Origin of the sequence: Aeromonas mytilicola subsp. aquatica (genome assembly GCF_044336385.1) — a bacterium.
Classification (GTDB): domain Bacteria; phylum Pseudomonadota; class Gammaproteobacteria; order Enterobacterales; family Aeromonadaceae; genus Aeromonas; species Aeromonas rivipollensis.
Map to the genome: position 1 here is coordinate 1,768,012 of NZ_CP172298.1, position 24,247 is coordinate 1,792,258.

18 protein-coding genes are annotated in these 24,247 nt (G+C 60.2%); 10 read left to right on the forward strand and 8 right to left on the reverse strand.

The annotated features are described in order from the left end of the window. Nucleotides 1–13: 13 nt before the first annotated feature. A complete protein-coding gene (locus ACFWHB_RS08365; protein WP_106886447.1) occupies nt 14–1,078 on the reverse strand; it encodes a 3-deoxy-7-phosphoheptulonate synthase in 1,065 nt (354 codons plus the stop codon). Between the two features lie 141 nt (nt 1,079–1,219). Here ACFWHB_RS08365 and ACFWHB_RS08370 point away from each other — a divergent pair, with 141 nt between their 5' ends. Beyond that, a complete protein-coding gene (locus ACFWHB_RS08370) occupies nt 1,220–1,600 on the forward strand; it encodes a diacylglycerol kinase (RefSeq protein ID WP_106886448.1) in 381 nt (126 codons plus the stop codon). A 211-nt stretch (nt 1,601–1,811) separates the two neighbouring features. On the opposite strand, the gene serA is transcribed toward ACFWHB_RS08370, so the two are convergent. The 4 genes from serA to ACFWHB_RS08390 form a co-directional block, all read right to left on the reverse strand. Continuing rightward, nucleotides 1,812–3,044: a phosphoglycerate dehydrogenase gene (gene serA / locus ACFWHB_RS08375; protein ID WP_025327397.1), complete on the reverse strand. Its 1,233-nt coding sequence runs from the start codon at nt 3,042–3,044 to the stop codon at nt 1,812–1,814. Nucleotides 3,045–3,500: 456 nt separating this feature from the next. Then, nucleotides 3,501–4,154 (reverse strand): ribose-5-phosphate isomerase RpiA, encoded by a 654-nt coding sequence (gene rpiA / locus ACFWHB_RS08380; RefSeq protein ID WP_163153787.1) that lies wholly within the window; start codon nt 4,152–4,154, stop codon nt 3,501–3,503. 171 nt (nt 4,155–4,325) lie between these two features. After that, nucleotides 4,326–4,922 (reverse strand): 5-formyltetrahydrofolate cyclo-ligase, encoded by a 597-nt coding sequence (locus tag ACFWHB_RS08385; protein WP_163153789.1) that lies wholly within the window; start codon nt 4,920–4,922, stop codon nt 4,326–4,328. Between the two features lie 237 nt (nt 4,923–5,159). Beyond that, on the reverse strand, nt 5,160–6,506 hold the full coding sequence (locus tag ACFWHB_RS08390) for a Na+/H+ antiporter NhaC family protein (protein WP_395949928.1): 1,347 nt from the start codon (nt 6,504–6,506) through the stop codon (nt 5,160–5,162). Nucleotides 6,507–6,827: 321 nt separating this feature from the next. On the opposite strand from ACFWHB_RS08390, the gene dapB reads away from it, so the two are divergent. From dapB to ACFWHB_RS08420, 6 genes are all read left to right on the forward strand, one after another. Next, nucleotides 6,828–7,640, forward strand: coding sequence for a 4-hydroxy-tetrahydrodipicolinate reductase (gene dapB / locus ACFWHB_RS08395; RefSeq protein ID WP_139745168.1), 813 nt, complete (start codon nt 6,828–6,830; stop codon nt 7,638–7,640). A 668-nt stretch (nt 7,641–8,308) separates the two neighbouring features. Beyond that, the gene (carA, locus tag ACFWHB_RS08400) at nt 8,309–9,445 is read left to right on the forward strand and encodes a glutamine-hydrolyzing carbamoyl-phosphate synthase small subunit (RefSeq protein ID WP_163153793.1); all 1,137 of its coding nucleotides are present in this window, start codon (nt 8,309–8,311) and stop codon (nt 9,443–9,445) included. Nucleotides 9,446–9,461: 16 nt separating this feature from the next. Further along, on the forward strand, nt 9,462–12,686 hold the full coding sequence (gene carB / locus ACFWHB_RS08405; RefSeq protein ID WP_395949929.1) for a carbamoyl-phosphate synthase large subunit: 3,225 nt from the start codon (nt 9,462–9,464) through the stop codon (nt 12,684–12,686). A gap of 527 nt (nt 12,687–13,213) precedes the next feature. Further along, nucleotides 13,214–14,872 carry a 2-isopropylmalate synthase gene (leuA, locus tag ACFWHB_RS08410; RefSeq protein WP_395949931.1) on the forward strand — a complete coding sequence of 553 codons (1,659 nt, stop codon included), beginning with the start codon at nt 13,214–13,216 and terminating at the stop codon, nt 14,870–14,872. Between the two features lie 258 nt (nt 14,873–15,130). Beyond that, complete coding sequence (locus ACFWHB_RS08415; RefSeq protein WP_171273627.1) at nt 15,131–16,036, forward strand: GGDEF domain-containing protein; 906 nt, start codon at nt 15,131–15,133, stop codon at nt 16,034–16,036. A gap of 142 nt (nt 16,037–16,178) precedes the next feature. Then, nucleotides 16,179–17,348 carry a DUF1615 domain-containing protein gene (locus ACFWHB_RS08420; RefSeq protein WP_395949932.1) on the forward strand — a complete coding sequence of 390 codons (1,170 nt, stop codon included), beginning with the start codon at nt 16,179–16,181 and terminating at the stop codon, nt 17,346–17,348. Between the two features lie 75 nt (nt 17,349–17,423). Here ACFWHB_RS08420 and ACFWHB_RS08425 read toward each other — a convergent pair whose 3' ends face one another. From ACFWHB_RS08425 to ACFWHB_RS08435, 3 genes are read right to left on the reverse strand one after another with little or no spacing between them, the layout of a single operon-like run. Further along, complete coding sequence (locus ACFWHB_RS08425; RefSeq protein ID WP_395949933.1) at nt 17,424–18,998, reverse strand: TIGR04141 family sporadically distributed protein; 1,575 nt, start codon at nt 18,996–18,998, stop codon at nt 17,424–17,426. A gap of 50 nt (nt 18,999–19,048) precedes the next feature. Then, nucleotides 19,049–19,900, reverse strand: a complete 852-nt coding sequence (locus tag ACFWHB_RS08430; protein ID WP_395949934.1) for a nuclease-related domain-containing protein — start codon at nt 19,898–19,900, stop codon at nt 19,049–19,051. A 41-nt stretch (nt 19,901–19,941) separates the two neighbouring features. Further along, complete coding sequence (locus ACFWHB_RS08435; protein WP_395949935.1) at nt 19,942–20,871, reverse strand: hypothetical protein; 930 nt, start codon at nt 20,869–20,871, stop codon at nt 19,942–19,944. Between the two features lie 387 nt (nt 20,872–21,258). On the opposite strand from ACFWHB_RS08435, the gene ACFWHB_RS08440 reads away from it, so the two are divergent. From ACFWHB_RS08440 to ACFWHB_RS08450, 3 genes are all read left to right on the forward strand, one after another. Beyond that, nucleotides 21,259–21,909, forward strand: coding sequence for a DedA family protein (locus ACFWHB_RS08440; RefSeq protein ID WP_106886458.1), 651 nt, complete (start codon nt 21,259–21,261; stop codon nt 21,907–21,909). A 275-nt stretch (nt 21,910–22,184) separates the two neighbouring features. Next, nucleotides 22,185–23,480: a DEAD/DEAH box helicase gene (locus ACFWHB_RS08445; RefSeq protein ID WP_162520135.1), complete on the forward strand. Its 1,296-nt coding sequence runs from the start codon at nt 22,185–22,187 to the stop codon at nt 23,478–23,480. 91 nt (nt 23,481–23,571) lie between these two features. Further along, nucleotides 23,572–24,225, forward strand: a complete 654-nt coding sequence (locus ACFWHB_RS08450; protein WP_395949936.1) for a DUF2913 family protein — start codon at nt 23,572–23,574, stop codon at nt 24,223–24,225. Nucleotides 24,226–24,247 lie beyond the last annotated feature (22 nt).

Sequence of the window (24,247 nt, forward strand, 5' to 3'; positions counted from 1 at the left end):
GTTGAGCGGTTGCTCAGGCTTTCTGCTTGTCCAACCGCACCTGGGCCGCTTCGGCCAGCATGGCCAGCAGGGTTTCTGTGTCTTCCCACGACAGGCAGGCATCGGTGATGCTCTGACCAAAGGTGACGGCGCAGCCGTTCTCCACGTCCTGACGTCCTTCCACCAGGAAGCTCTCGGCCATGATGCCGGCGATGCCGGTGCGGCCGCGGCGCAGCTGATCGCAGATATCCTGCGCCACCAGCAGCTGGCGACGGTGATCCTTCATGCTGTTGCCGTGGCTGAAATCCACCACCAGCCGCTCGGGCAGGCCCACATCGGCCAGGGCCTCACAGGCCTCGTCTATGCTGGCGGTGTCGTAGTTGGGCCTGTGGCCGCCACGGAGGATCACGTGGCCATAGGGGTTGCCGGCGGTGCGGTAGATGGTCATCTTGCCGTCCTTGTCCGGGGAATAGAAGATGTGGCTGTGGCGGGCGGCGCGCACCGCATCGATGGCGATGCGGGTGTTGCCGTCGGTGCCGTTCTTGAAGCCCACCGGGCAGGAGAGGGCGGAGGCCATCTCGCGGTGTACCTGGGATTCTGTGGTGCGCGCCCCTATGGCGCCCCAGGTGATGAGGTCGCTGATGTACTGGCCGGTCACCATGTCGAGGAATTCGGTGGCGGTGGGCATGCCCATCTCGTTGATGTCCACCAGCAGCTGGCGGGCCAGCTTCAGCCCTTCATTCACGTCGAAACTGCCGTCGAGGCGCGGATCGTTGATGAGCCCCTTCCAGCCGACTATGGTGCGCGGCTTCTCGAAGTAGGTGCGCATCACTATGCACAGGCTCTCTTTATATTGCTCGCGCAGGGTGTTGAGGCGCTGGGCGTATTCGCGCGCGGCGGCCGGATCGTGGATGGAGCAGGGGCCGACGATGACCAGCAGGCGCTGATCCTCACCGGCCAGAATGGCTTCTACATCGTGGCGGGCATCCAGCAGATTCTGGGCGACGGTGTCGTTTAACGGGAAGGCGTGCGCCAGCTCGCTCGGAGTGATCAGAGACTCCAGGCGACGGGTGCGCAATTCATCGGTGTGAATGGACATACGACTCTATTCTCGAGTGAATAAGGGGGGCGGGATGCCAAAATGCAAGGGGATAAAATAAAGCAAAACTCCCCCGATGGAAACCTTGGGAGGCTCTGATAGGATGTGAGCCTAAAAGCCATTTCAAATGAGGTAGTTATCGTGGCAAAGCCAGGCGCGACCGGGGTCACCCGCATCATTAACGCAACCGGTTACAGCATGAAGGGTCTCAAATCGGCCTGGATTAACGAGGCGGCCTTCCGTCAGGAGCTGGTGCTTGTCTTGGCTCTGATGCCGCTGGCCGGCTGGCTCGGCGACTCCCTCAACGAGATCCTGCTGCTCATCTGCATCAGCTGGCTGGTGGTGATCGTCGAGGTGCTCAACTCCGCCATAGAGGCGGTGGTGGATCGCATCGGCTCAGAGCATCACGAGCTGTCGGGGCGCGCCAAGGATCTCGGCTCCGCCGCCGTCTTTATCGCCCTGGCCCTCAATGCCCTGGTGTGGGGCGCCTTGATTGGCCGTAATCTGCTGGGGTGGTGGTAGAGCACCTATCTTGTGGGTGAGTTTGCACCTTCTCCCTCTGGGAGAGGGCAGGGTGAGGGTTGTATCTTCTCGCCCCTCATCCCCAACCCTTCTCCCGCGAGGGGAGAAGGGGGCAAAGGAGCAAAGATGCGGACGTGCGTTGAGCATCGCGGCATAAAAAAGCCCGTCATCGAGACGGGCTTTTTGCTGGCCGAGCAACCGGCTCAGGGCATCAGTGCAGGATCCGGGCACGTATGGTGCCGTTGATCTCCTTGAGACGGGAGAGTGCCTTCTCGCTGTGCTCAGTCTCCACGTCGATCACCACATAGCCGATCTCGCTGCTGGTCTGCAGGTACTGACCGGCGATGTTGATCCCCTCGTCGGCGAAGATCTGGTTGATCTGGTTCATCACGCCCGGCTGGTTGCGGTGGATGTGTAGCAGACGGCTGGAGCCCTTGTGGCCCGGCAGTGAGACTTCCGGGAAGTTGACGGCGGAGAGGGTGGAGCCGTTGTCTGAGTATTTGACCAGCTTGTTGGCCACTTCCAGACCTATGTTCTCCTGGGCTTCCTGGGTGGAGCCGCCGATATGGGGGGTCAGGATGACGTTGTCCAGGCCACGCAGCGGGGTCAGGAACTCCTCGTCGTTGGACTTGGGCTCGCTCGGGAAGACGTCGATGGCGGCGCCGGAGAGGTGACCGCTCTTGATGACGTCGGCCAGGGCATCGATGTCCACTACGGTACCGCGGGAGGCGTTGATGAAGATGGCGCCCGGTTTCATCATGCGCAGCTGCTCGGCGCCGATGAGATCCTTGGTGGAGGCGGTCTCCGGCACGTGCAGGCTGATGACGTCAGACATGTTGAGCAGCTCCACCAGGTTCGGCACCTGGATGGCGTTGCCCAGCGACAGCTTGTTCTCGATGTCGTAGTAGTAGACCTTCATGCCGATCATCTCGGCGATGATGCCAAGCTGGGTACCGATGTGGCCGTAGCCTATGATGCCGAGCTTCTTGCCGCGGGCTTCCACCGAACGGTTGGCGAGCTTCTCCCAGACGCCGCGATGGCACTTGGCGTTCTTCTCGGGGATGCCGCGCAGCAGCAGCAGTATCTCCCCCAGCACCAGTTCGGCCACGGAGCGGGTGTTGGAGAAGGGGGCGTTGAAGACGGGAATGCCGCGCACGTGGGCGGCATCCAGGGAGACCTGGTTGGTGCCGATGCAGAAGCAGCCGATGGCGACCAGCTTGCCAGCGGCATCCAGCACCTTCTCGGTGATCTGGGTGCGTGAACGCAGGCCCACGAAATGCACGTCACGAATGCGCTCGATCAGCTCCTCTTCCGACAGTGAGGTCTTCAGATACTCAACATTGGTGTATCCGGCTGCCCGAAAGGTCTCTACCGTGTTGGGATGCACTCCCTCCAGCAGCAGTACTTTGATCTTATCCTTGTCCAGCGAAAACTTGGCTGTCATGACGTTCCCTCTATTGTTTGAAAATGCGTTCAGGCTTGCAGTGTGAAGAAAACCGTAAAGTAGCAAAAACGTTTGGGAGAGGGAATATTTGTGACGAAAGTCAAATTCTTTGAAGTTATCAACGTTTTTTGCAGCCTGCTTGGTGCAACCCATTGAGCCATAAATAGAAACGGCGCCATCAGGCGCCGTTGTCCATTCGCGGGGGCAATAATGGGGTCTGGTGACCCCGCGTGCCCTCCGACAGTCAGCCTTATTGCGTGACGACGCCCTCTGGCGTGCCAATCAATACCACGTCAGCGCCGCGATGGGCGGAAGATAGATCGTTGGTGACCACGCCGACCATGGCAGATGCCTTATTGGGTGACGACCCCATCCGGAGTACCGATCAGTACCACGTCAGCGCCGCGGTGGGCGGAAGATAGATCGTTGGTGACCACGCCGACCATGGCAGATGCCTTATTGGGTGACGACCCCATCCGGAGTACCGATCAGTACCACGTCAGCGCCGCGGTGGGCGAATAGGCCGTTGGTGACCACGCCAACGATGGCGTTGAGCTGCACTTCCAGCCCTTTGGCGTCTGTGATGGCCATGCCCTTGACGTCCAGAATGATGTTGCCGTTGTCGGTCACCACACCCTCACGCCAGACCGGGTTGCCACCAAGCGCGCGGATCTCGCGGGCCACGTATTCACGGGCCATGGGGATCACTTCGACCGGCAGCGGGAACTGGCCCAGCACCTCGACTGTCTTGGTGTTGTCGATGATGCAGATGAACTGGTCGGCCACGGCGGCGACTATCTTCTCGCGGGTCAGGGCGGCGCCACCGCCCTTGATCATGTCGCGGGTTCCGTTGATCTCGTCGGCACCATCCACGTAGACGGAGAGGGCATCGATGTCGTTGAGATCAAACACCGGGATGCCGAAACCCTTGAGGCGCTCGGTGGAGGCGATGGAGCTCGATACCGCGCCCTTGATCTCGTCCTTCATGGTCGCCAGTGCGTCGATGAAGTGATTGACGGTAGAGCCGGTGCCCACCCCGACTATGGTGCCGGGTACCACGTATTTGAGCGCAGCCCAACCGGCCGCCTTCTTCATTTCATCTTGAGTCATGATGGATCCTTATGGAAAAAGCGGGCGCATTATATCCAAGCATCCTGCCCAGAGCGACCATGGCGGTCACGTTCCGGGGCAAAAAGTCCCAAGATGTAAATCGTTTGCCTGTTTATTGAGCCAAGGGGCGGGGGAAGGGGAACCTGCCCCCCGGCAGCAGGGCAGAGCCTGCTAGGAGAAGCGCCAGCAACGGGCGGGGGTGATGATCTGGGGCAGCGGCACGTCCCACTGTGCCTGGGGCACGGACTCCACCTGCTGGCAGTCGTGGGCGAGCCCCAGGGGCCTTGGGCCCAGCCCGTGTTCGTGCCAGCAGGCCAGGGTGCGATCGTAATAGCCGCCCCCCATGCCGAGCCGGTTGCCCTCGGCATCGAAGGCCACCAGCGGGGTGCAGATAAGATCCAGCATGCTGTGGGGCAGCACCTGCTGCACATCGAGCTCGGGCTCGGCGATGCCATAGCGGTTGCGGGTCATGGGGCTGGTGGCGGTGTAGCGCAAGAAGAGCAGGTGACCCGGGGTGAAGGGGTGCAGCACCGGCAGGTAGACCTCTTTGCGCTGGCTCCAGAGCCAGTGAATGGCGGGCAGGGGATCGAGCTCGCCGTCATTGGCCAGATAGAGGGCGATGCGTCTGGCCCCCTGGATCTCGGGGTGTTCCTGAAAACGCGTGACCAGTTGCTGGGCCGCCGCCTGCTGCTCGGCCTGACTCAGGCTCTTTCTGCGTTGGCGGATGAGTTGGCGCAGGCTCTGCCGCTCGGGTTGGGTATCCGGCATGGGGGCTCCTGTGGTGGGGCTAAAGGGCTGGGTTACCTTAACAAGGGGCCATCGGGATGAAAAGCGGGGAAGGGACTGTGCCGGGATCTGGCCGAGGACGATGGGATCGTCCCCGGCCAGCGAGGGCTGTGACTCAGCTCTGGGGGGAGGGCTCGGCCGCCGTACGCAGCTGATGCTTGACGAACACCGCGATTATGGCGGCCAGCCCCATTGCCCATCAGCGGTAGAAGCTGATGATCAGGCGACCTGTCGACTATCGGCGCCGCCGCGTACCTGATGCTTGATAAAGACGGCGATTATGGCGGCCAGGGCCAGGGCCATGGGGTAGAAGCTCATGCTCACCACGGCCAGGGGGGAGAGGGCGAAGATGGATCCCAGCAGCAGCGCCTGGGCGCCCCAGGGGATCAAGCCCTGCACCACGCAGGAGAAGATATCCAGCATGGAGGCGGCGCGGCGCGGGGTGACCCCGTGATGCTCAGCCAGATCCCGGGCCACCTTGCTGGCGACTATGATGGCCACCGTATTGTTGGCGGTGCAGAGGTTGGTCAGCCCCACCACGCCGGCGATGCCGAGCTCGGCCGCCTTCTCGTTCTGCTCGCCGTCATGATGACGGGTGAAGCGCGCGATGAGGGCGGCGATGCGGGCGCTGATCCAGGCAAGGCCTCCCTGGCGCTCCATCAGGGCGCCGAGGCCGCCGATGAGCATGGAGAGCAGGAAGATCTCCTGCATGCTGGTGAAGCCCTGGTAGATGTCCTTGCTGAACTGGCCCAGGGGATAGCCTCCGATCATGCCAACGCCACCGGCGGCCAGTATGCCAAGGCCGAGCACCACGAAGACGTTCATGCCACCGAGTGCCAGCACCAGGATCAGCAGGTAGGGCATCACCTTGAGCAGGTCCGCGCTGGCGTTGGCGGCAGGGGCCTCACCGGTGGAGCCCAGCAGCAGGTAGAGCAGGATCACCAGCACGGCGGCGGGGGCGGCAATCTTGACGTTCTCGCGGAACTTGTCCTTCATCTCGCAGCCCTGGCTGCGGGTCGCCGCTATGGTGGTGTCCGAGATGATGGAGAGGTTATCGCCGAACATGGCACCGGAGAGAATGGTGCCCGCCATCAGCACGGGGTCTATGCCGGTGGCCTGGGCGACGCCGAGGGCCACGGGGGCCACGGCCCCTATGGTGCCCATTGAGGTACCCATGGCGGTGGCAATGAAGGCGGAGATGAGGAAGAGCCCCGGCAGCAGGAACCAGCCCGGGATCAGGGAGAGGCCGAGGGCGACGGTGGCATCCACCCCGCCGGTGGCCTTGGCCACGGTGGCGAAGGCGCCCGCCAGCAGATAGATGAGGCACATGGCCATGATGTTGCTGTCACCCACCCCCTTGAAGAAGGTCTCAAGGTTGCGGTTGAAGCCCTCTTTGCCCAGCATCAGCGCCAGCATGACGGCGGGCAGGGCGGCCACGGGGGCGGGCAACTGGTAGAAGGCGAACTCGACCCCCTGCAGGGTCAGCCAGGTGCCGGTACCGATGAAGAGAGCAAGAAAGACCAGAAGGGGCAGCAGGGCTCTGGCACTGGGTTGGGTCTGGATCATGTGTTCCTCGAAACTTGAACAATGACCTCCTGTCGCAGCCTGTGTTGGCCCGAGTATGCTCGGACACAGGGTAGGCATCCTGCCGCTATGGGGGGCTTACAGTAGTGAGTCGGGGGCACCTGGTCAAGATAGACGTCCAGATGGATAAGCCTTTTTCTCTTGCGATTCTGATGTGCTGATTTAATCCGTCAATTATTCGGAGTTAATAACTACTTGTTGTTGATATGGCGGCGTCGTGCGAGCGGCCACGGAAGGCTTTTCAAAGCCGGCGCGGGCTGGTAAAACGGTCTCTTTCCATAATAAAGAGATGAGAGGGTGGAGATGGACAATCCGATCCGTGTGGCCGTGATGGGCTGTAATGGTCGTATGGGCAAGGTGCTGCTGGAGGCCATCACCAACGCCGAGGGCGTGGTGGTGGGTGCGGCGCTGGAGCGACCCGGCTCTGCCGTGATAGGCCTGGATGCGGGTGAACTCAATGGCCTGGGCCGACTTGGGGTCATCATCAGCGACAGCCTGGACAAGGTGCGCGATGAGTTCGATCTCATCATCGACTTCACCCGTCCCGAGGTGACCCTGGCCAACCTGGCCTTCGCCCTGGCCCATGGCAAGCAGATGGTGATAGGCACCACCGGCTTTGATGAGGCAGGCAAGGCCGCGCTGCATGAGGCGGGCAAGCAGATCGGCATCGTCTTCGCGTCCAACTACTCGGTCGGCGTCAACCTGGTGTTCAAGCTGCTGGAGCAGGCCGCCAAGGTGATGGGGGATTACACCGACATCGAGATCATCGAGGGGCACCACAGGCACAAGGTGGATGCACCGTCCGGCACCGCGCTCTCCATGGGGGAAGTGGTGGCCAAGACCCTCGGACGTGACTTGAAAGAGTGCGCCGTCTATGGCCGCGAGGGGATCACCGGCGAGCGGGATCGCAACACCATCGGCTTTGCCACCATTCGCGCCGGGGATCTGGTGGGGGAGCACACCGTCATGTTTGCCGACATCGGCGAGCGGGTGGAGATAAGCCACAAGGCCTCGAGCCGTCTGACCTTTGCCAATGGCGCCGTGCGGGCGGGCAAGTGGCTCGGCCAGCAGGGGGCGGGTCTCTACGACATGCAGGACGTACTCGACCTGAAATAGTACACAGCGGGAGCCCGACCAGGGCTCTCCTCTCTACGTTCAGGTTGTCAGACCCCGGCTCGCCGGGGTTTTGTTTATGGTTTTTGTAAAAACAAGCGTTAAACACCGCTTTTGTGGTGAACCTGCCTAAATCTCCCCCTTCCCATTTCTTCGCCACACTCATGCGACAAAAATGTCATCAGAGGGTAACGGGATTGGGTCTCAATCTCCCCTGTAGTCCGCTTTTTTCACATCTAGTAAAACAGACTAAAAATGCAATCAAAGAAAAACGTTTTCTATTTTTCTTGGTCAGTTTTCTATCGCCAAATGGCGCTTTTTGGCTTTCGTTGTTTGTTTTTTAAATTCATATTCATCTGTTTATTAACGATAAAATATCGATTTTTGTCTGTTGGGTGGCATGGGTGCGTGCTTTTGTTTCGGGTTTTGGCTTTTCTTTTGGGGGAGGGGGTTGCAAAGCGCCTTAGTGCATAGATAATGGGTAATGTTGCTTGTTTATTGAATTTAGATGCATTTCAAACGAGAAAAGACGTTGAAATGCGATCGTTTTTAAGTAGAATGCGCCCAATTTGCCAGAAATCTGCCGGGTTTGAGCCCTGTTTCAAACAGCGTCCGGACCCGCAACACCCAGGTAAATTGCTGAATTTAAAGCTAAATAACTGGAGGTTGTCTTGAATCACACTGCATTGCTAGTGCTGGAAGATGGAACTGTGTTCAAAGGCGTGTCGATAGGCGCCGAGGGATGTTCCGTTGGTGAAGTGGTTTTCAATACGTCGATGACGGGCTATCAGGAAATCCTCACCGATCCCTCTTATTCCCGTCAGATAGTCACCCTCACTTACCCCCATATAGGCAACACCGGCACCAACAGCGAAGATGAAGAGTCCAGTCAAATCCACGCGCAGGGATTGATCATCCGGGACCTTCCGATACTTGCCTCCAATTTCCGCAATCAGCAATCCCTCTCCGATTACCTCAAGTCTCACAACATCGTTGGCATCGCCGACATCGACACCCGCAAACTGACCCGCATCTTGCGCGAAAAAGGTGCCCAGGCCGGTTGCATCCTGGCCGGCAAGCAGCTCGATGAAGCCCATGCCCTGAGCCAGGCCCGCGCCTTCCCCGGCCTCAAGGGGATGGATCTGGCCAAGGAAGTGACTGTGTCTGACGCCTACGCCTGGACCGAAGGCAGCTGGCAGCTCGGCAAGGGGCACGTTACCCCGGCGGCCGATGAACTCAAGTACCACGTGGTGGCCTACGACTTTGGCGTCAAGCGCAACATCTTGCGCATGCTGGTGGACCGTGGCTGCCGCCTGACAGTGGTGCCGGCCAAGACCCCGGCCGCCGAGGTGCTGGCGATGAACCCCGATGGCATCTTCCTCTCCAACGGCCCCGGTGACCCCGAGCCGTGCGACTACGCCATCGAGGCCATCAAGACCTTCCTCAATACCAACACCCCTGTGTTCGGCATCTGCCTGGGTCACCAGCTGCTGGGTCTGGCCTCCGGCGCCAAGACGGTCAAGATGAAGTTCGGCCACCACGGTGCCAACCACCCGGTGAAAAGCCTGGACGACAACACAGTGATGATCACCGCCCAGAACCACGGGTTTGCGGTGGACGAGAACAGCCTGCCGGAGTGCCTGCGTGCCACTCACGTCTCCCTGTTCGACGGCTCCCTGCAAGGCATACATCGCACCGATCGTCCGGCCTTCAGCTTCCAGGGTCACCCCGAAGCAAGCCCGGGCCCCCACGATTGTGCCGGTCTGTTCGACCACTTTATTGAATTGATTAAGCAGTATCGCGCCTAAGAGGATAAAGAGAGCCATGCCAAAACGTAACGACCTACAGAGCATCCTGATCCTCGGCGCCGGCCCCATCGTCATCGGTCAGGCCTGCGAATTCGACTACTCCGGCGCCCAGGCCTGCAAGGCCCTGCGCGAGGAGGGATACCGCGTCATCCTGGTGAACTCCAACCCGGCCACCATAATGACCGACCCCGAGATGGCGGACGCCACCTACATCGAGCCCATCACCTGGGAAGTGGTGCGCGAGATCATCAAGAAAGAGCGTCCGGATGCCGTACTGCCCACCATGGGTGGCCAGACCGCGCTCAACTGCGCGCTGGATCTGGAGAAGCACGGTGTGCTGGCGGAGTTCGGTGTGGAGATGATTGGTGCCACCGCCGATGCCATCGACAAGGCGGAAGATCGTCGTCGCTTCGACATCGCCATGAAGAGCATTGGCCTGGAGTGCCCGCGCGCCGGCATCGCCCACAACATGGAAGAGGCGTGGAAGGTGCAGCAGATGGTCGGCTTCCCCTGCATCATACGTCCCTCCTTCACCATGGGCGGCTCAGGTGGCGGCATCGCCTACAACACCGAAGAGTTCGTCGAGATCTGCGAGCGCGGCCTGGATCTCTCCCCGACCAAGGAGCTGCTCATCGATGAGTCCCTGATCGGCTGGAAAGAGTACGAGATGGAAGTGGTGCGGGATCGCAACGACAACTGCATCATCGTCTGCGCCATCGAAAACTTTGACCCCATGGGCATCCACACCGGTGACTCCATCACTGTCGCGCCAGCCCAGACGCTGACCGACAAGGAGTACCAGCTGATGCGCAACGCCTCCATGGCGGTGCTGCGCGAGATCGGTGTCGAGACCGGCGGCTCCAACGTCCAGTTCGGCATCAACCCGAAAGATGGCCGCATGGTCATCATAGAGATGAACCCGCGGGTCTCCCGCTCCTCCGCGCTGGCCTCCAAGGCGACCGGTTTCCCCATCGCCAAGATCGCCGCCAAGCTTGCCATAGGTTACACCCTGGACGAGCTGATGAACGACATCACCGGCGGTCGCACGCCGGCTTCCTTCGAGCCGGCGATTGACTACGTAGTCACCAAGATCCCGCGCTTCAACTTCGAGAAGTTTGCCGGTGCCAACGACCGTCTCACCACCCAGATGAAGTCCGTGGGCGAAGTGATGGCCATAGGCCGCAACTTCCAGGAGTCCCTGCACAAGGCGCTGCGCAGCCTCGAGACCGGCAAGACCGGCTTCGATCCCATGGTGGACCTCAATGCCCCCGACTCCCTGACCCGTATCCGCCACGAGCTGCAGGATGCCGGTTGTGACCGTATCTGGTACATCGCCGATGCGTTCCGCGCCGGCCTCTCCATGGACGGTATCTTCAAGCTGACCAAGATTGACCCCTGGTTCCTGGTGCAGATAGAAGAGCTGGTGAAGCTGGAAGAAGAGGTAAAAGAGCGCGGCATGGCCGGGCTCGATGCCGACTTCCTGCGCGCCCTGAAGCGCAAGGGCTTTGCCGACGCTCGTCTCGCCAAGATCCTCGGCGTGGCCGAGGGCGAGGTGCGCAAGACCCGTGCCCGTCACAACATCTTCCCGGTCTACAAGCGGGTCGATACCTGCGCCGCCGAGTTCGCCACCAACACCGCCTACATGTACTCCAGCTATGACGAGGAGTGCGAAGCGGCCCCGACAACTCGCGACAAGATCATGATCATCGGTGGCGGCCCGAACCGTATCGGTCAGGGCATCGAGTTTGACTACTGCTGCGTGCACGCGGCCCTGGCCCTGCGCGAAGACGGTTACGAGACCATCATGGTCAACTGCAACCCGGAAACCGTCTCCACCGATTACGACACCTCCGACCGTCTCTACTTCGAGCCGGTGACCCTGGAAGACGTGCTGGAAATCGTGCGGGTCGAGCAGCCCAAGGGCGTCATCGTCCAGTACGGCGGCCAGACCCCGCTCAAGCTTGCCCGTGCCCTGGAAGCGAACGGCGTGCCTGTCATCGGCACCAGCCCGGATGCCATCGACCGCGCCGAAGACCGCGAGCGTTTCCAGTCCGCCGTCGAGCGCCTCGGCCTCAAGCAGCCGGAAAACGGCACAGTCACTGCCCTGGAGCAGGCGGTGCAGGTAGCCGCCCGCATCACCTACCCCCTGGTGGTGCGCCCCTCCTACGTGCTGGGTGGCCGCGCCATGGAAATCGTCTATGACGAGCAGGACTTGCGCCGCTACTTCGCCGAAGCCGTGAGCGTCTCCAACGAGTCACCAGTACTGCTGGATCGCTTCCTCGACGACGCCACCGAGGTGGACGTGGACGCCATCTGCGACGGCGTGGACGTGGTCATCGGCGGCATCATGGAGCACATCGAGCAGGCCGGTATCCACTCCGGTGACTCCGCCTGCTCCCTGCCGCCCTACACCCTGTCCAAGGCCATCCAGGACGAGATGCGCGAGCAGGTACGGAAATTGGCGCTGGAGCTTGGCGTGGTGGGCTTGATGAACGTCCAGTTCGCGGTCAAGGACAACGAGATTTACCTCATCGAGGTGAACCCCCGTGCCGCCCGGACAGTACCCTTCGTCTCCAAGGCCACAGGTGCGCCGCTGGCCAAGATTGCCGCCCGCGTCATGGCCGGCCAGAGCCTGCAGGATCAAGGTTTCACCACCGAGATCATCCCGCCCTACTACTCGGTCAAAGAGGTGGTGCTGCCCTTTGCCAAGTTCCCGGGTGTCGACCCGCTGCTGGGGCCGGAAATGCGCTCCACCGGCGAGGTGATGGGGGTGGGCAGCAGCTTCGCCGAGGCCTATGCCAAGGCGCAGCTGGGGGCAGGTCACCAGGTGCCGAGCGAGGGTCGTGCCCTGCTCTCGGTGCGCCACGGCGACAAGGAGCGGGTGGTCAACCTGGCCGCCAAGCTGCTGGAGCTGGGTTATGACCTCGACGCCACTCACGGCACCGCCGTGACCCTGGGGGAGGCGAGCATCAACCCGCGTCTGGTGAACAAGGTGCATGAAGGCCGTCCGCACATTCTGGATCGCATCAAGAATGGCGAGTACACCTACATAGTCAACACCGCCGAGGGCCGTCAGGCGATTCAGGATTCCAAGCAGCTGCGCCGCGGCGCCCTGCAGCACAAGGTGGCCTACACCACCACGCTGCACGCGGCCTTCGCCACCTGCATGGCCATCAGTGTCGATGCCACCGCCAACGTGAACTCGGTGCAGGAGCTGCACCACAAGGTCAAGCACCGCTAAGGTGCGCGCAGTCAGGGCCGACTCTTCCGGCCCTGAAGCAAGCCTGTCAACACCCCGCCAGCGATGGCGGGGTGTTTCTTTTGGCGGGGGCGGCGGATCCCGAGCGCATGGGCCCCTTATGCACGAGGTGACGTAAATAGCGAGGGTGAAGGGTGATAAACGCCCTTAAATAGACTAAACGAAATCATAAATTGCCTATTAAGTGCCATTGGTAACAATCTTCGCAATCACTCACCCCGAACGCCTCCCTATACTGGTTTCTCATCACATGCGTGAGCAAACAAGGTCGTCCGCACCGGCAAGCATTCAGTGTCAGAGGGTTGCGAGAGGATCAGGGCCAGCGGCTTATCCAGCCAGCCTGGCCGGCCCCTTCCACCGATAGGGACCAATGGAAACCGGCTGTGGGGTAACCGCCGCACCGCCAGTCAGGGCCAGCGTTATCGCGCCAGCCCGCTCCCCCTCCTTGCCCCCTCTGTTACCTGCCCGGTCGCCTGGCACCTCAGCATATCTGCCAAGGGAATCTGAATATGAGCTTCGATCATCGCAAATACCGCCCTGCCCCCGTCATCGCTCTGGCGGACCGTCAATGGCCCAACCGGGTGATGACGCAGGCGCCGCTCTGGTGCGCCGTGGATCTGCGGGACGGCAACCAGGCGCTGGTCGAGCCCATGACGGTGGCCCAGAAGCTGCAAATGTGGGCCCTGATGACCCATGTCGGCTTCAAACACATCGAGGTCGGCTTCCCCGCCGCCTCCCAGCCGGACTTTGACTTCGTGCGGGAACTCATCGAGCGGGATCTTATCCCGGAGGACGTCACCATTCAGGTGCTGGTTCAGGCCAGGGAAGATCTCATCGCCCGCACCTTCGACTCCCTCAAGGGGGCCAAACGCGCCATCGTCCATGTCTACAACTCGGTCAACCCGACCCAGCGCAACTATGTGTTCAACACAGATCGCGAGGGGGTCAAGGCCATCGCCGTGCAGGGTGCGCGCTGGGTGCGGGAATACGCGGCCAGGAATCCCGGCACAGAGTGGAGCTTCCAGTATTCCCCCGAGAGCTTCAGCAGCACAGAGGTGGAGTTCGCGGTGGAGGTGTGTGACGCCGTCATCGACGAGTGGCGCGCTGCCTCCCGCCCCATGATCCTGAACCTCCCCGCCACGGTCGAGGTGAGCACCCCCAACGTGTTCGCGGATCAGGTGGAGTGGTTCTGCCGCCACCTCAAGGCGCGCCCCGAGGTGAGCATCTCCATCCACACCCACAACGATCGGGGCTGCGGGGTGGCCGCCGCCGAGCTGGCGGTGCTGGCGGGGGCCGATCGCATCGAGGGCACCCTGCTCGGCAACGGCGAGCGCACCGGCAACATGGACATAGTCACCATGGCCATGAACCTCTACAGCCAGGGGATAGATCCCGAGCTGGACTTGTCGGACATGGATGCCATAGTCGCGACCGTGGGGGCCTGCACCCAGATTGCCCTGCACCCGCGCCACCCCTATGCCGGTGAGCTGGTCTACACGGCGTTTTCCGGCAGCCACCAGGATGCCATTCGCAAGTCCCTGGCGGCCGAGAAGCCCGATGCCTACTGGGATGTAGCTTATCTGCCCATAGATCCTGCCGATCTGGGCCGCAGCTACGAGGCGGTGATCCGTATCAACAGTCAGTCCGGCAAGGGGGGGGTCACCTATCTGCTGGAGCGCGACCTTGGCCTGCAACTGCCGCGCTGGCTGCAGATCGACTTCAGCCGCCGGGTACAGGCGCAAGCCGAGGCAAGCAGCAGCGAGATCAGCCCGGAGCAGATCCGCGCCCTGTTCGAGCAGCACTACCTCGAGCCGCTGCACGGTTATCGCATCGGCCGCTTCCAGCTCGGCCACGACAGTCAGGAGACACTGCGCCTCGAGTTGCAGACCCCGGACGGCAGCTTGCAGCTCTGTGGTGAGGGGGAGGGGGCCATCACGGCCCTGGTCAACGGCTGGGAGCGCCAGACCGGCATGCACATTGACGTGCTCGACTACTCGGAACATGCCCTCTCTGCCGGCACCGAATCGCGCGCCGCCGCCTATGTGCTGCTGAGCGTCGACGGAATGCGCATGTGCGGGGTCGCCATAGGCCGCGACGTGGTCAACGCCTCCTTGCAGGCGGTGATCAATGGCGCCGCCCAGATCCGCGCCCTGCGCCAGAGTGCATGAGGGGCGGGCGGGCCAGCCCCTTGAAGGATGTCTTCCACACCGCCTGTGCCAGGGGGTAGCCGGCGGCAACAGGGCGGCGCACAGTGGAAAATGGTACCAGGATCCCTTCAGCACTGTGCTGAGGGGATTGTTTTTTATGGAAAAATCGGCTCACAATACGAGCGCCGTGCGGCCAGGATTGGCCTTGCGGTTCATTGGGTGCTGGCGGCTGAGTGCAGCCGCCAGGGATAGAGACAATGCAGGTTTGGAGCCATAACGATGATGAAGACTCCCCTCAGGTTATCCGTACACCCCGCCAGGTTCTTCTCGCTCTCCCCTGGTCGCCGCCTCGCCCTGCTGAGCCTGCTCTGCCTGTTGCTGCTGACGGGGGGCCTGGATGCCGCGAGCTTCGAGCGCCTGCCCGAGCATAACCTCTACACCATCGGCGCCCTGGCCGAGGCCATCAATGTGCTGACCCTGCTGTTCATGTTCTGGGTGGTGCAGTGTGCCCAGATCTCGAACCGGACCTACCTGTTTCTCTGCGCCGGTCTGGGGAGCTGGCTGGTGTCGGGGACCATAGATCTGGTTGACGAGGCCTACTTCCAGCCCTGGTGGCTCTCCACGGTGGAAGACAGCCTGCGCACCCTCGGCATGCTGGCCACGGCCTGGGGCGTGCTGCTGATGGTGCAACAGATGTATGGCGTCCAGACCCGGCTGGCCTCGCTCGCCATGTCCGACGAACTGACGGGTCTCTCCAATCGCCGCGCGTTTCGCGCCGTGCTGGAAACCCATGTGGATCAGGGGACGCCGCTGCTGCTGCTGGATCTCGATCACTTCAAGCAGATCAACGATCGCTACGGCCACGGCATAGGTGACAATGTGCTGCAGGAATTCAGCGCCTTGCTGTGTCAGCACTGCCCGCCGGATGGGGTGGTGGCGCGTCTGGGTGGCGAGGAGTTCGCCATCTGGCTGCCCGGCATGCTGAGCGACAAGGCCCAGGCACTGGCGGAGCAGATAAGAGCCGCCACCGAGGCTCTGGTCGCCTGCGAGGAGATAAGGTTTACCGTGAGCATCGCCGTCGGCATAGGCCAGGCGGGGGAGGCGGTCGAGGCGCTGGTCAAACGCACCGATCTCGCGCTCTACCGGGCCAAACACCTGGGGCGCAACCGGGTCGAGCTGGCGTGATGACGCCAGGGGATGCCGCAGCCCCGGGCCCTGGCCGCTCTGCCGCCTTCAGATTGCCCGCACCATCCACTACAATGGCCACCTGTTTGCATTCGGGGCCCGTCATCCGGCATGAGGGGCCCGCACTTTATCGGAAGCCCTCATGATCCCCTCTCGCCCTTTGTCTTTCTCCCCCTGGCGCCTCTGCGCACTGCTGGCTGCCGCCGTGCTGGCGGGCTGTGCCAGTGAACCGACACCCCCTTCTCCTACTGTCGAGGAGGCCGCCGCCATCGCCAAACAACCCAAGGCGATGCAGCCGCGCAAGCCTGCGGACATGAAGAGCCGCATAGTGCGCTTCCTGCCGCGTCAGGTACAAGACAAGCCGGGCTGGGCCAACGACGTGGTGACGGCGCTCAGCACCCAGGGGCTGACGGTGAACGATCACAATGTCTGCTCAGTGCTGGCGGTGGCGGAGCAGGAGGCCACCTATCAGGCCGATCCCGTGGTGCCCGGCCTTGGCAAGATAGCCTGGAAGGAGATCAACGCTCGGGCCGCCAAGCTGCTCATCCCCGAGTTCGTGGTGCGCACCGCCCTCTCCATCAAGTCCCCTACGGGCAAATCCTACGCCGCGCGCATAGATGCCCTTCGCACCGAGCGGGAGATGAGCGAGATCTTCGAGGATATGATAGGGGCCGTGCCCATGGGCAAGCAGCTCTTTGGCAACCTCAATCCGGTGCGTACCGGGGGCCCCATGCAGGTGAGCGTGGCCTTTGCCGAGGCCAACGCCCGCGGCTACCCCTATCCCGTCAAGGAGTCCATCCGCCACGAAGTCTTTACCCGCCGGGGCGGCATCTGGTTTGGCACCAAACACATCTTCGGCTATCCCGCCGACTACCCGGACACCCTCTACCGTTTCGCCGACTTCAATGCGGGCTGGTATGCCAGCCGCAACGCCGCCTTCCAGGCCGCGGTGAGCCGGGTCAGCGGCAAGCCCCTGGCCCTGGACGGGGATCTGGTCCGCTACGACTCCGACCAGCCCGGCAAGACGGAGCTCGCGGTGCACAGCATCGCCAGCCGCGTCAACATGAGCAAGCAGGCCATCCACCAGAGCCTGCTCAAGGGGGATAGTGCCGACTTTGCCCAGACCGACCTCTATCACAGGGTCTTTACCCTGGCCGACAAGCAGGCGGGCAAGCGCCAACCCCGCGCCGTGCTGCCCGGCATCCAGCTGAAAAGCCCCAAGATCACCCGCAACCTCACCACCGCCTGGTTTGCCAAGCGGGTGGATGACAGGGAGCAGGCCTGCGTCAGGAAGATGGCGACCATTCGCTGACAGTCAGAGATAACAAGGGCGGCCAAGTGGCCGCCTCGGTTTTTCATATTTCAAGGTTAAGGTTATGCACCATATTTATATTGATGTTTTAAGTCGGCTTCTACTTGAATGGATCTTTGCTATTTCAACCTTAAACCCCATGTTAGTTAATCTTCTTGCATGATGACGTAAATTTACTTTTGAAAAAAATGGTAAGTGTAGCTCACCAGGAGTACCCTGCATTATTGCTAATACCACCCTGTATTTTCTAGGTGAGTCCTCATTGTTAAATCTAAGGCTGAGATAAGTATCCTCTAAGTATTTGTTTACTTGAGGTTGAACTGATGGATCATTCATCAAACAGTCAATTGCAACTGATGCTTGCGCAAATAGATGGCTCAATACTGATGATGATGAATACTTTTTGACATGAATAAACGCATTACACTGTGAAAATAGATCGCAAAATTCAATTCTGTTACCTGTGTTTATTGGTCTGATTAATTTTCTGTCCAACAATGCAAAATTTTCTCCATCTGCCACAGTTATTAGGTACTCTGCCTCATTCATGCCATTAAAGTCAGGGAAGTCAATGTCTGCTCTGTCCATCCCCTCAAAGAAGCTATTTATTGACTCTGAGAAGTCACTATTAACCCTATACCAATACTCGTCATTAAGAATATATGTTTCATTGCCTAATAGTACCTCTGCATTCAAACAATGATAAACTGACCATGAGCCAACCTCTTGTTCGGAAGCATTGAATCTCTTTATTTTTCTTCGCTTCAGGGAATCCACGGATATTGGTTTCCGCATATGGGCTTCTTTGATTAAGATATTTAGATTTAACTCATTATGAAAGCAGGGTGAGTGATTCTTTGAAGAGCGATAGACGAATCCAGATAGGTCACTATAATCAATAACCTCAGGTGGGGAAATCCAAATATTTTCAAGAAGCCCATCATTTATAGATGACATAATATTATCATTTAACATACCAACTAACGTTGGGTCTGATATAGGTTGAATGAAATCAACCCATGGGTATTTCTCTTTATAAGTTTGCTCTTTATATGCTGAAATCAATCTATCTGCGATATCAGGTAGTGATGCTAATTCTACATCAGTATATAAAGATACAGCATCACTTCCTGATACAACTTCATTCATTTCATTGTCATTTTCTATAGATGCACATATAGACTTCAATATCTCCTGATCAAACTCAAAGTCGAAATCATTGACGTTGGTGCTTTTTGATGTTTGAGATTTTGTTTTTAATGAAACACGATCAAGAGTAGATTTATCTATAGATTTTATCTTTTCAGCGTCACCTATATTTAATGCTACTCGGAGACCAAAGCCTCTTTCTATCATATGGGAGTAGAGCATCGATTTACCATATCCAAAAGTGAATGCTAGATGCCTTTTCTCTGAAGGGATAATTAAAAGTCCTTTTAACGATTTTGTGCTGAAATTAAAATCTTCAATGCCTTCAATTGAGTTGAATAATTCAGCCCATTTAGGGGTATTAAATGACTCACTTAGATAAAGAACACACTCTCTCTCGGCAATGATGAATGTAATTCCTTTGGGAACCTTCTTGGGGTCAACAGCGTTTTTTGCATCTACGCCCTCCTTGATTAAATAAGCTATGGTGTTTAATTTCATAAGGCATTCCATATGAATGTGATGATTAAATTAGATATGTTTCTCTTAATCTAAAAACTGGAAATCCCTCGGCATGTGGGGTATCCGCTGCATCCCCAGAACTGATTGCCTCTGTTTTCTCCCCGGCTGGCGGTACGCAAGACCATGGCATTGCCACATCTGGGGCAAGTCGGACTTGGGTCACCGAGCGGTTGGGCGGTGACAGGGGAGGGCGCGGTCCTCTTTTCGTCAGGCACTGCCGGGGCGGAAAGCTGCTTGCGTGGCGCTTCGCTGTGACGCGCCTTCAGCTGGGCCACATGCTGCCTGTGGGTCTGCCAGTTGGCTGCCAGCCGTCCCTGCTGGATGGTCTCGACCACTTGCATGACCTCGGCAGGGGTCAATACCTGGGTGGTTTTTCCTTTGATATGGCGGATCAACCCGCGGTTCATCACATTGTCCGGCATGGGGGTCTTGAAGGTGCAGTCGCCAATAAAATAGATGACGGAGTGGAGTTGATGATCCGCCACCCCCAGCAGGGAGTTGAGGGTCATCATGTGCAGGTGGTTCTGGTGCAGGGGATTCTGGAAGCTATGTTTGCGGCGATAGATCTGCTGGGTCCAGCTTTTGTGGGCCGGATTGCCGAATATCCAGCCTTTCATGTTCTTGGTTTCAATCACGAAGATCCCGAAGCGGGAGACGATCACATGGTCGATCTGGGTGCTGCCCTGAGGGATGGGCAGGGTCACGTCCTTGAGCAGGTGATACTCCCGCTGGTCGAGAAAGAGCCGGATGCTGAGGTTGATAAACCACTCCCCGAGCATGCCCTTGAACCAGGGGCTTTTGACGAGGGTCGCCAGCAACAGCAGTGGCAACAGATACCAGAGCTGGCCGAGCAAGGGGTAAATAACGGCAAAGAAGTCCATTTCATGTCTCCATGATGCCAACTGTTCGAGTGACGGTATCGCTAGAAACTCATCGCCAGCCCGATGGAGTAGCCGCTGGTGTTGTGGCTGAACATATAGCGGGCCACCAGCCGGGTGCGGGTGATGAAGATGTCGTACTTGCTGCTGTCGAGCTCGAACCCGAGGCCCAGGGAGTTGAGGCTGTTGAAGCCGAGCAGGCCTCGTTGCTCTCCCAGGTATTCGGTTCTGGCCCCCTCCAGCACATAGCGCAGCGGGCGATCCAGCAGGGTCCAGGTGAAGAGCGGAGCCCGGCGACGCAGGTAGAGGCCGAGGTTCTCCGCCTCGGCCTGACCTGTGATGCTGTCGGCGGTGCCGGTGAAACTCTGCAGGTGCTGATAGGAGTAGCGCAGCTCGACATCTATGTCCTGTGGCTTGGAGAAGAGCTCGTAGTCGAGCATCAGGGATCCCCCCAGGCCATACACATTGAGCCGGCCGCCGTCGAGGAAGTCGAGGTTCCTGCCCGTTCTGTGCTGGATCAAGGCGGCGCCGATGCGCAGATCGCTCGCGACTGTGCCCAGGGTGAAGTTGGCGATGGGGCGCAGCACCAGGTTGCCGCCAAAGCGGTCACGGTGCAGGCTGAAGTCCCAGCCGATGCCGCCGGTGGCGCTCAGGCTGTTCCATTTGGTGGGGATGGTGCGGGTCTCGTTGCCATCGGTGAACACGAACTGGGGATCGTAGCGGCTGTAACCCAGGGTGCCCTCCAGATAGATGGGGAAGCCCTCGCTCATGGTGGCGCCGCCGCCGAGCTGGGTGATGGTCAGGGCCGAGCTTTCGTTGGTGCCACCCCCTATGTCCAGGTTGCTGGCGGTGATGTCCGGCACCACAGTGAAGCTCATCAGGGAGACGACCGCATTGGCCCGCTGCTGAACCAGGGTCCCGTCATTGGCCTGAGCGGCCTGGTTGAAGAGCCCGAGCCCGCTCAGCAGAAGCATGCTTACATGAAGATAAGAAGAGGGGGGATGCGCCATACCTAGCTCCGTGGACCTCCTCGTCCACTGAGGAGTCCTTACACTGTAACGGTTTTTCTGGCGCCATGGCAGCCCGGCTCAGTGCCAACTGACTATATTCTTTGCGGTTTTGCGGCTAAGGCCCAAGGGGACTCCCGGGGCGAGATCACCTTGCCGCCAGCGCACCGGGCTGGCGGGGCCGGATGACGGAGTATCCACATAAATGGCAGACATTAATTTATTGTTCAGTTCCCCGGGTGTATAACGGGCCTCCCGCAGGAGCTTATGGGGGTGGTACCAGGGAGGGGTGGCCAGACCGGGCCTTTGGGCCGTCATGACGGATGCGCATTACGTTGATGGGAGTCATACCAGATGCAGGACATGCTGCTTGCCATATGGCATCAGGACTTTGAGCAATTAATACAACTGCAGGCGGTCGGTCTGCTCGTCACCTGTCTGGTGGTGATCCTCTTTCTCGAATCGAGCTTCGTCTTTTTGCCGCTGCCGGGGGACAGCCTAGTGCTGCTGGCCGGTGGTCTGGTGGGTATGGGAGTGCTCGGGCCCGAGGTGGTGTTCCTCTATCTGCCCCTGGCCGCCGGCGTCGGCAGCGTGATGGCGTATTGGCAGGGCCATGCGCTCCATGGTACCCGCTTCATGGGCCAGGTGGAGCGGGTGATCCCGGAAGGCAGCCTGCCCCGCGCCTCCCGGCTGCTCGAACGCTATGGCTTCTGGGCCATGTTCGTCTCCCGTTTCATCCCCTTCGTCAGGGTACTGACGCCCATGCTGATGGGGATCTCCCGCCTGAACCTGCTGCGGGTGGCCATGACCAGCTTTGCCAGCGCCTTCCTCTGGGCCCTGGCCCTCAGCATGGTCGGCAAGTTCATGATGGCGACGCCGCTCTTGGCCGATCACCACGAGCTGTTGACCAAGTGCCTGCTGGTGACCTCCTTCGCCCTCTTCGTCATCGCCGTGGCCGCCATCGGCATGCGGCTGCTCAAGCGCTCGACCAAGAGAGCGCGCTAAGCACGAGGACATAGGGGGAGCGGCCTGCCCCCCGTCCCTTGTCCCCAAGCCGCCCGTGTCAGGCGGCTCGCCCCGGTGGCGTAAAAATACAGGCCATTTGAGGCGGAAATCCTGATGCCTATCTGTTACACTTCGCGCCCGCCATTTTCCGGCTCATCTTCTGACGTTATGTCAGACCCAGCCGTCCTTGGCCCCAAGCCTCGCCGAGGCCGTGCCACATGCCGGCCCAGGCCACTTAAGCCAACTACAGCTCAGCTGGAACACAGGAACCCATTATGAGATTTGAATCGTTCGATTTTGCCCCCGAGATTTTGCGTGCCGTCTCAGAGTGCGGTTATCAGGAGATGACCCCTGTGCAGCAGCAGGCGATCCCGACCATACGCCGTGGCAGCGACGTGCTGGCCAGCGCCCAGACCGGGACCGGCAAGACGGCGGCCTTTGCGCTGCCCATACTGCAACGTCTGGTGGATAACCCGGCCCCGGCCCAACCTTCCAACGCCCGGGTGCTGATCCTTACCCCGACCCGCGAGCTGGCCGCCCAGGTGGCGAGCAACATCAACGACTTCGCCAAGTATCTGGACATCAGCGTGCTGACCCTGGTCGGTGGTGGCAAGCAGGACGTGCAGGCCCGCAAACTCAAGGCCGGTGCGCACATCATAGTGGCGACTCCGGGCCGTCTGCTCGAGCACCTGACCGCCTGCAACCTCAGCCTCTCCGGTGTCGAGACCCTGGTGCTGGACGAAGCGGATCGCATCCTCGACATGGGCTTCAGTGCCGATGTGCAGCAGATCCTGCAGGCTGTGAACAAGACCCGTCAGAACCTGCTGTTCTCCGCCACCTTCTCCGACGCCGTGAAGAAGCTGGCCAACCTGATGCTCGACAGACCGCAGATCATCAGCGTCAACAAGCAGAACTCCACCGCCGATACCGTCAGCCACACCGTCTATCCGGTCGAGCAGAAGCGCAAGCGCGAGCTGCTCTCCGAACTCATCGGCAAGCAGAACTGGCAACAGGTGCTGGTGTTCGCCAGTACCCGCGAGAGCTGTGACGTGCTGGTGGAAGAGCTGAACCTCGACGGCATCAAGTCCGCCGTGGTCCATGGCGAGAAGGCTCAGGGCAGCCGTCGCCGCGCCCTGCGCGAGTTCATGGAAGGCAAGGTACGGGTGCTGGTCGCCACCGAAGTGGCCGCCCGTGGTCTGGACATCCCGGATCTGCAGTACGTGGTCAACTACGATCTGCCCTTCCTGGCGGAGGATTACGTCCACCGCATCGGCCGCACCGGCCGCGCCGGCAAGAGCGGCATGGCCGTCTCCTTCGTCAGCCGCGAAGAGGAGCGCACCCTGCTGGAGATCGAGGCGCTGATCGGCCAGAAGATCCGCCGCATCATGGTGCCGGGCTACGAGGTGAGCAGCCGTGACGAGCTGATCAAGCAGTTGCAGGAGCGCCGCCGTTTCGGCAAGCGCCCGCAGCGGGAAGACAACGCCGCCGCTCAGGTAATGGCCGAGGCCAAGCTGCAGGGCCAGCGCCTCAAGCGTCTGGCGGCCGCCAAGAAGCCTCGCCAGTCGAAGTAAGCGGACAAGATGATGCAGGGGAGCCTTGGCTCCCGACTCAAGGCGCCGTTGGCGCCTTGATGCTGTTTACCGATCACCCAGAGGACGTGCGATGATCCCGCCAGTCAAGAACCCGCAAGATTACAATCAGGCCCTGCTCGACATGGCCACCCAGAGCCTGGCCGAGCTGGCCCGTACCGCAGAGCAGAAGGCGGGCAAGCGCACCCCGGCGCAAGAGAGCCACTTCCTCTGCACCTGGATGGCGGACTCCCTCAAGGAGAAGCGCTTCTCCCGCCTGGTGATGGAGGACTTGAAAGCCTGGGTGCAGCTGGGTCGCACCCTGGGAGCCGGAGCAGATCTCAAGGGGCTGCTTTCGCGCATCGTCTGCCAGTACGGCCGGGCCATGGCCGAGCCCGGGCAGTTGGGCGCCAGGCTCACCACCCTGGTCGCCGAACTGGAGAGCGCGGGTTGGCTGGTGTTTACCGACAGCGAACTGAGCGCCAAACAGCGGCTGCTGAGCCAGGGTCAATCCAGCCTGGTCATCTCGGCCAGCGAGTATCAGGGCCATATCGAGGGGGGAGAGCTGGTGAAGCCTCTCACCCTCTATGTGCGCGGGGATGAAAAACAGTTGGCACAGGCGGCCTTCAAGCAGGGGCTGCTGCTGAGCCAGGGTGACAAGAAGGCCACCCTGGTCAAGCACCACAAGGCCTACCGTCTGGTGCCGGGCAATGCCCAGCCCGCCCTGGCGCTGCTGGCCGAGGGCTGAGCCTGATCGGCGCCATGGTGCT

Bases quoted from the DNA above. Each gene is read 5' to 3' on its own strand.
- serA (WP_025327397.1), bottom strand. From the start codon at position 3,044: ATGACAGCCAAGTTTTCGCTGGACAAGGATAAGATCAAAGTACTGCTG.
- ACFWHB_RS08435 (WP_395949935.1), bottom strand. From the start codon at position 20,871: ATGCTTCTGCTGAGCGGGCTCGGGCTCTTCAACCAGGCCGCTCAGGCC.
- rpiA (WP_163153787.1), bottom strand. From the start codon at position 4,154: ATGACTCAAGATGAAATGAAGAAGGCGGCCGGTTGGGCTGCGCTCAAA.
- ACFWHB_RS08450 (WP_395949936.1), top strand. From the start codon at position 23,572: ATGATCCCGCCAGTCAAGAACCCGCAAGATTACAATCAGGCCCTGCTC.
- ACFWHB_RS08445 (WP_162520135.1), top strand. From the start codon at position 22,185: ATGAGATTTGAATCGTTCGATTTTGCCCCCGAGATTTTGCGTGCCGTC.
- ACFWHB_RS08440 (WP_106886458.1), top strand. From the start codon at position 21,259: ATGCAGGACATGCTGCTTGCCATATGGCATCAGGACTTTGAGCAATTA.
- ACFWHB_RS08390 (WP_395949928.1), bottom strand. From the start codon at position 6,506: ATGATCCAGACCCAACCCAGTGCCAGAGCCCTGCTGCCCCTTCTGGTC.
- ACFWHB_RS08365 (WP_106886447.1), bottom strand. From the start codon at position 1,078: ATGTCCATTCACACCGATGAATTGCGCACCCGTCGCCTGGAGTCTCTG.
- dapB (WP_139745168.1), top strand. From the start codon at position 6,828: ATGGACAATCCGATCCGTGTGGCCGTGATGGGCTGTAATGGTCGTATG.
- ACFWHB_RS08420 (WP_395949932.1), top strand. From the start codon at position 16,179: ATGATCCCCTCTCGCCCTTTGTCTTTCTCCCCCTGGCGCCTCTGCGCA.
- ACFWHB_RS08425 (WP_395949933.1), bottom strand. From the start codon at position 18,998: ATGAAATTAAACACCATAGCTTATTTAATCAAGGAGGGCGTAGATGCA.
- ACFWHB_RS08430 (WP_395949934.1), bottom strand. From the start codon at position 19,900: ATGGACTTCTTTGCCGTTATTTACCCCTTGCTCGGCCAGCTCTGGTAT.
- ACFWHB_RS08415 (WP_171273627.1), top strand. From the start codon at position 15,131: ATGATGAAGACTCCCCTCAGGTTATCCGTACACCCCGCCAGGTTCTTC.
- carB (WP_395949929.1), top strand. From the start codon at position 9,462: ATGCCAAAACGTAACGACCTACAGAGCATCCTGATCCTCGGCGCCGGC.
- ACFWHB_RS08385 (WP_163153789.1), bottom strand. From the start codon at position 4,922: ATGCCGGATACCCAACCCGAGCGGCAGAGCCTGCGCCAACTCATCCGC.
- leuA (WP_395949931.1), top strand. From the start codon at position 13,214: ATGAGCTTCGATCATCGCAAATACCGCCCTGCCCCCGTCATCGCTCTG.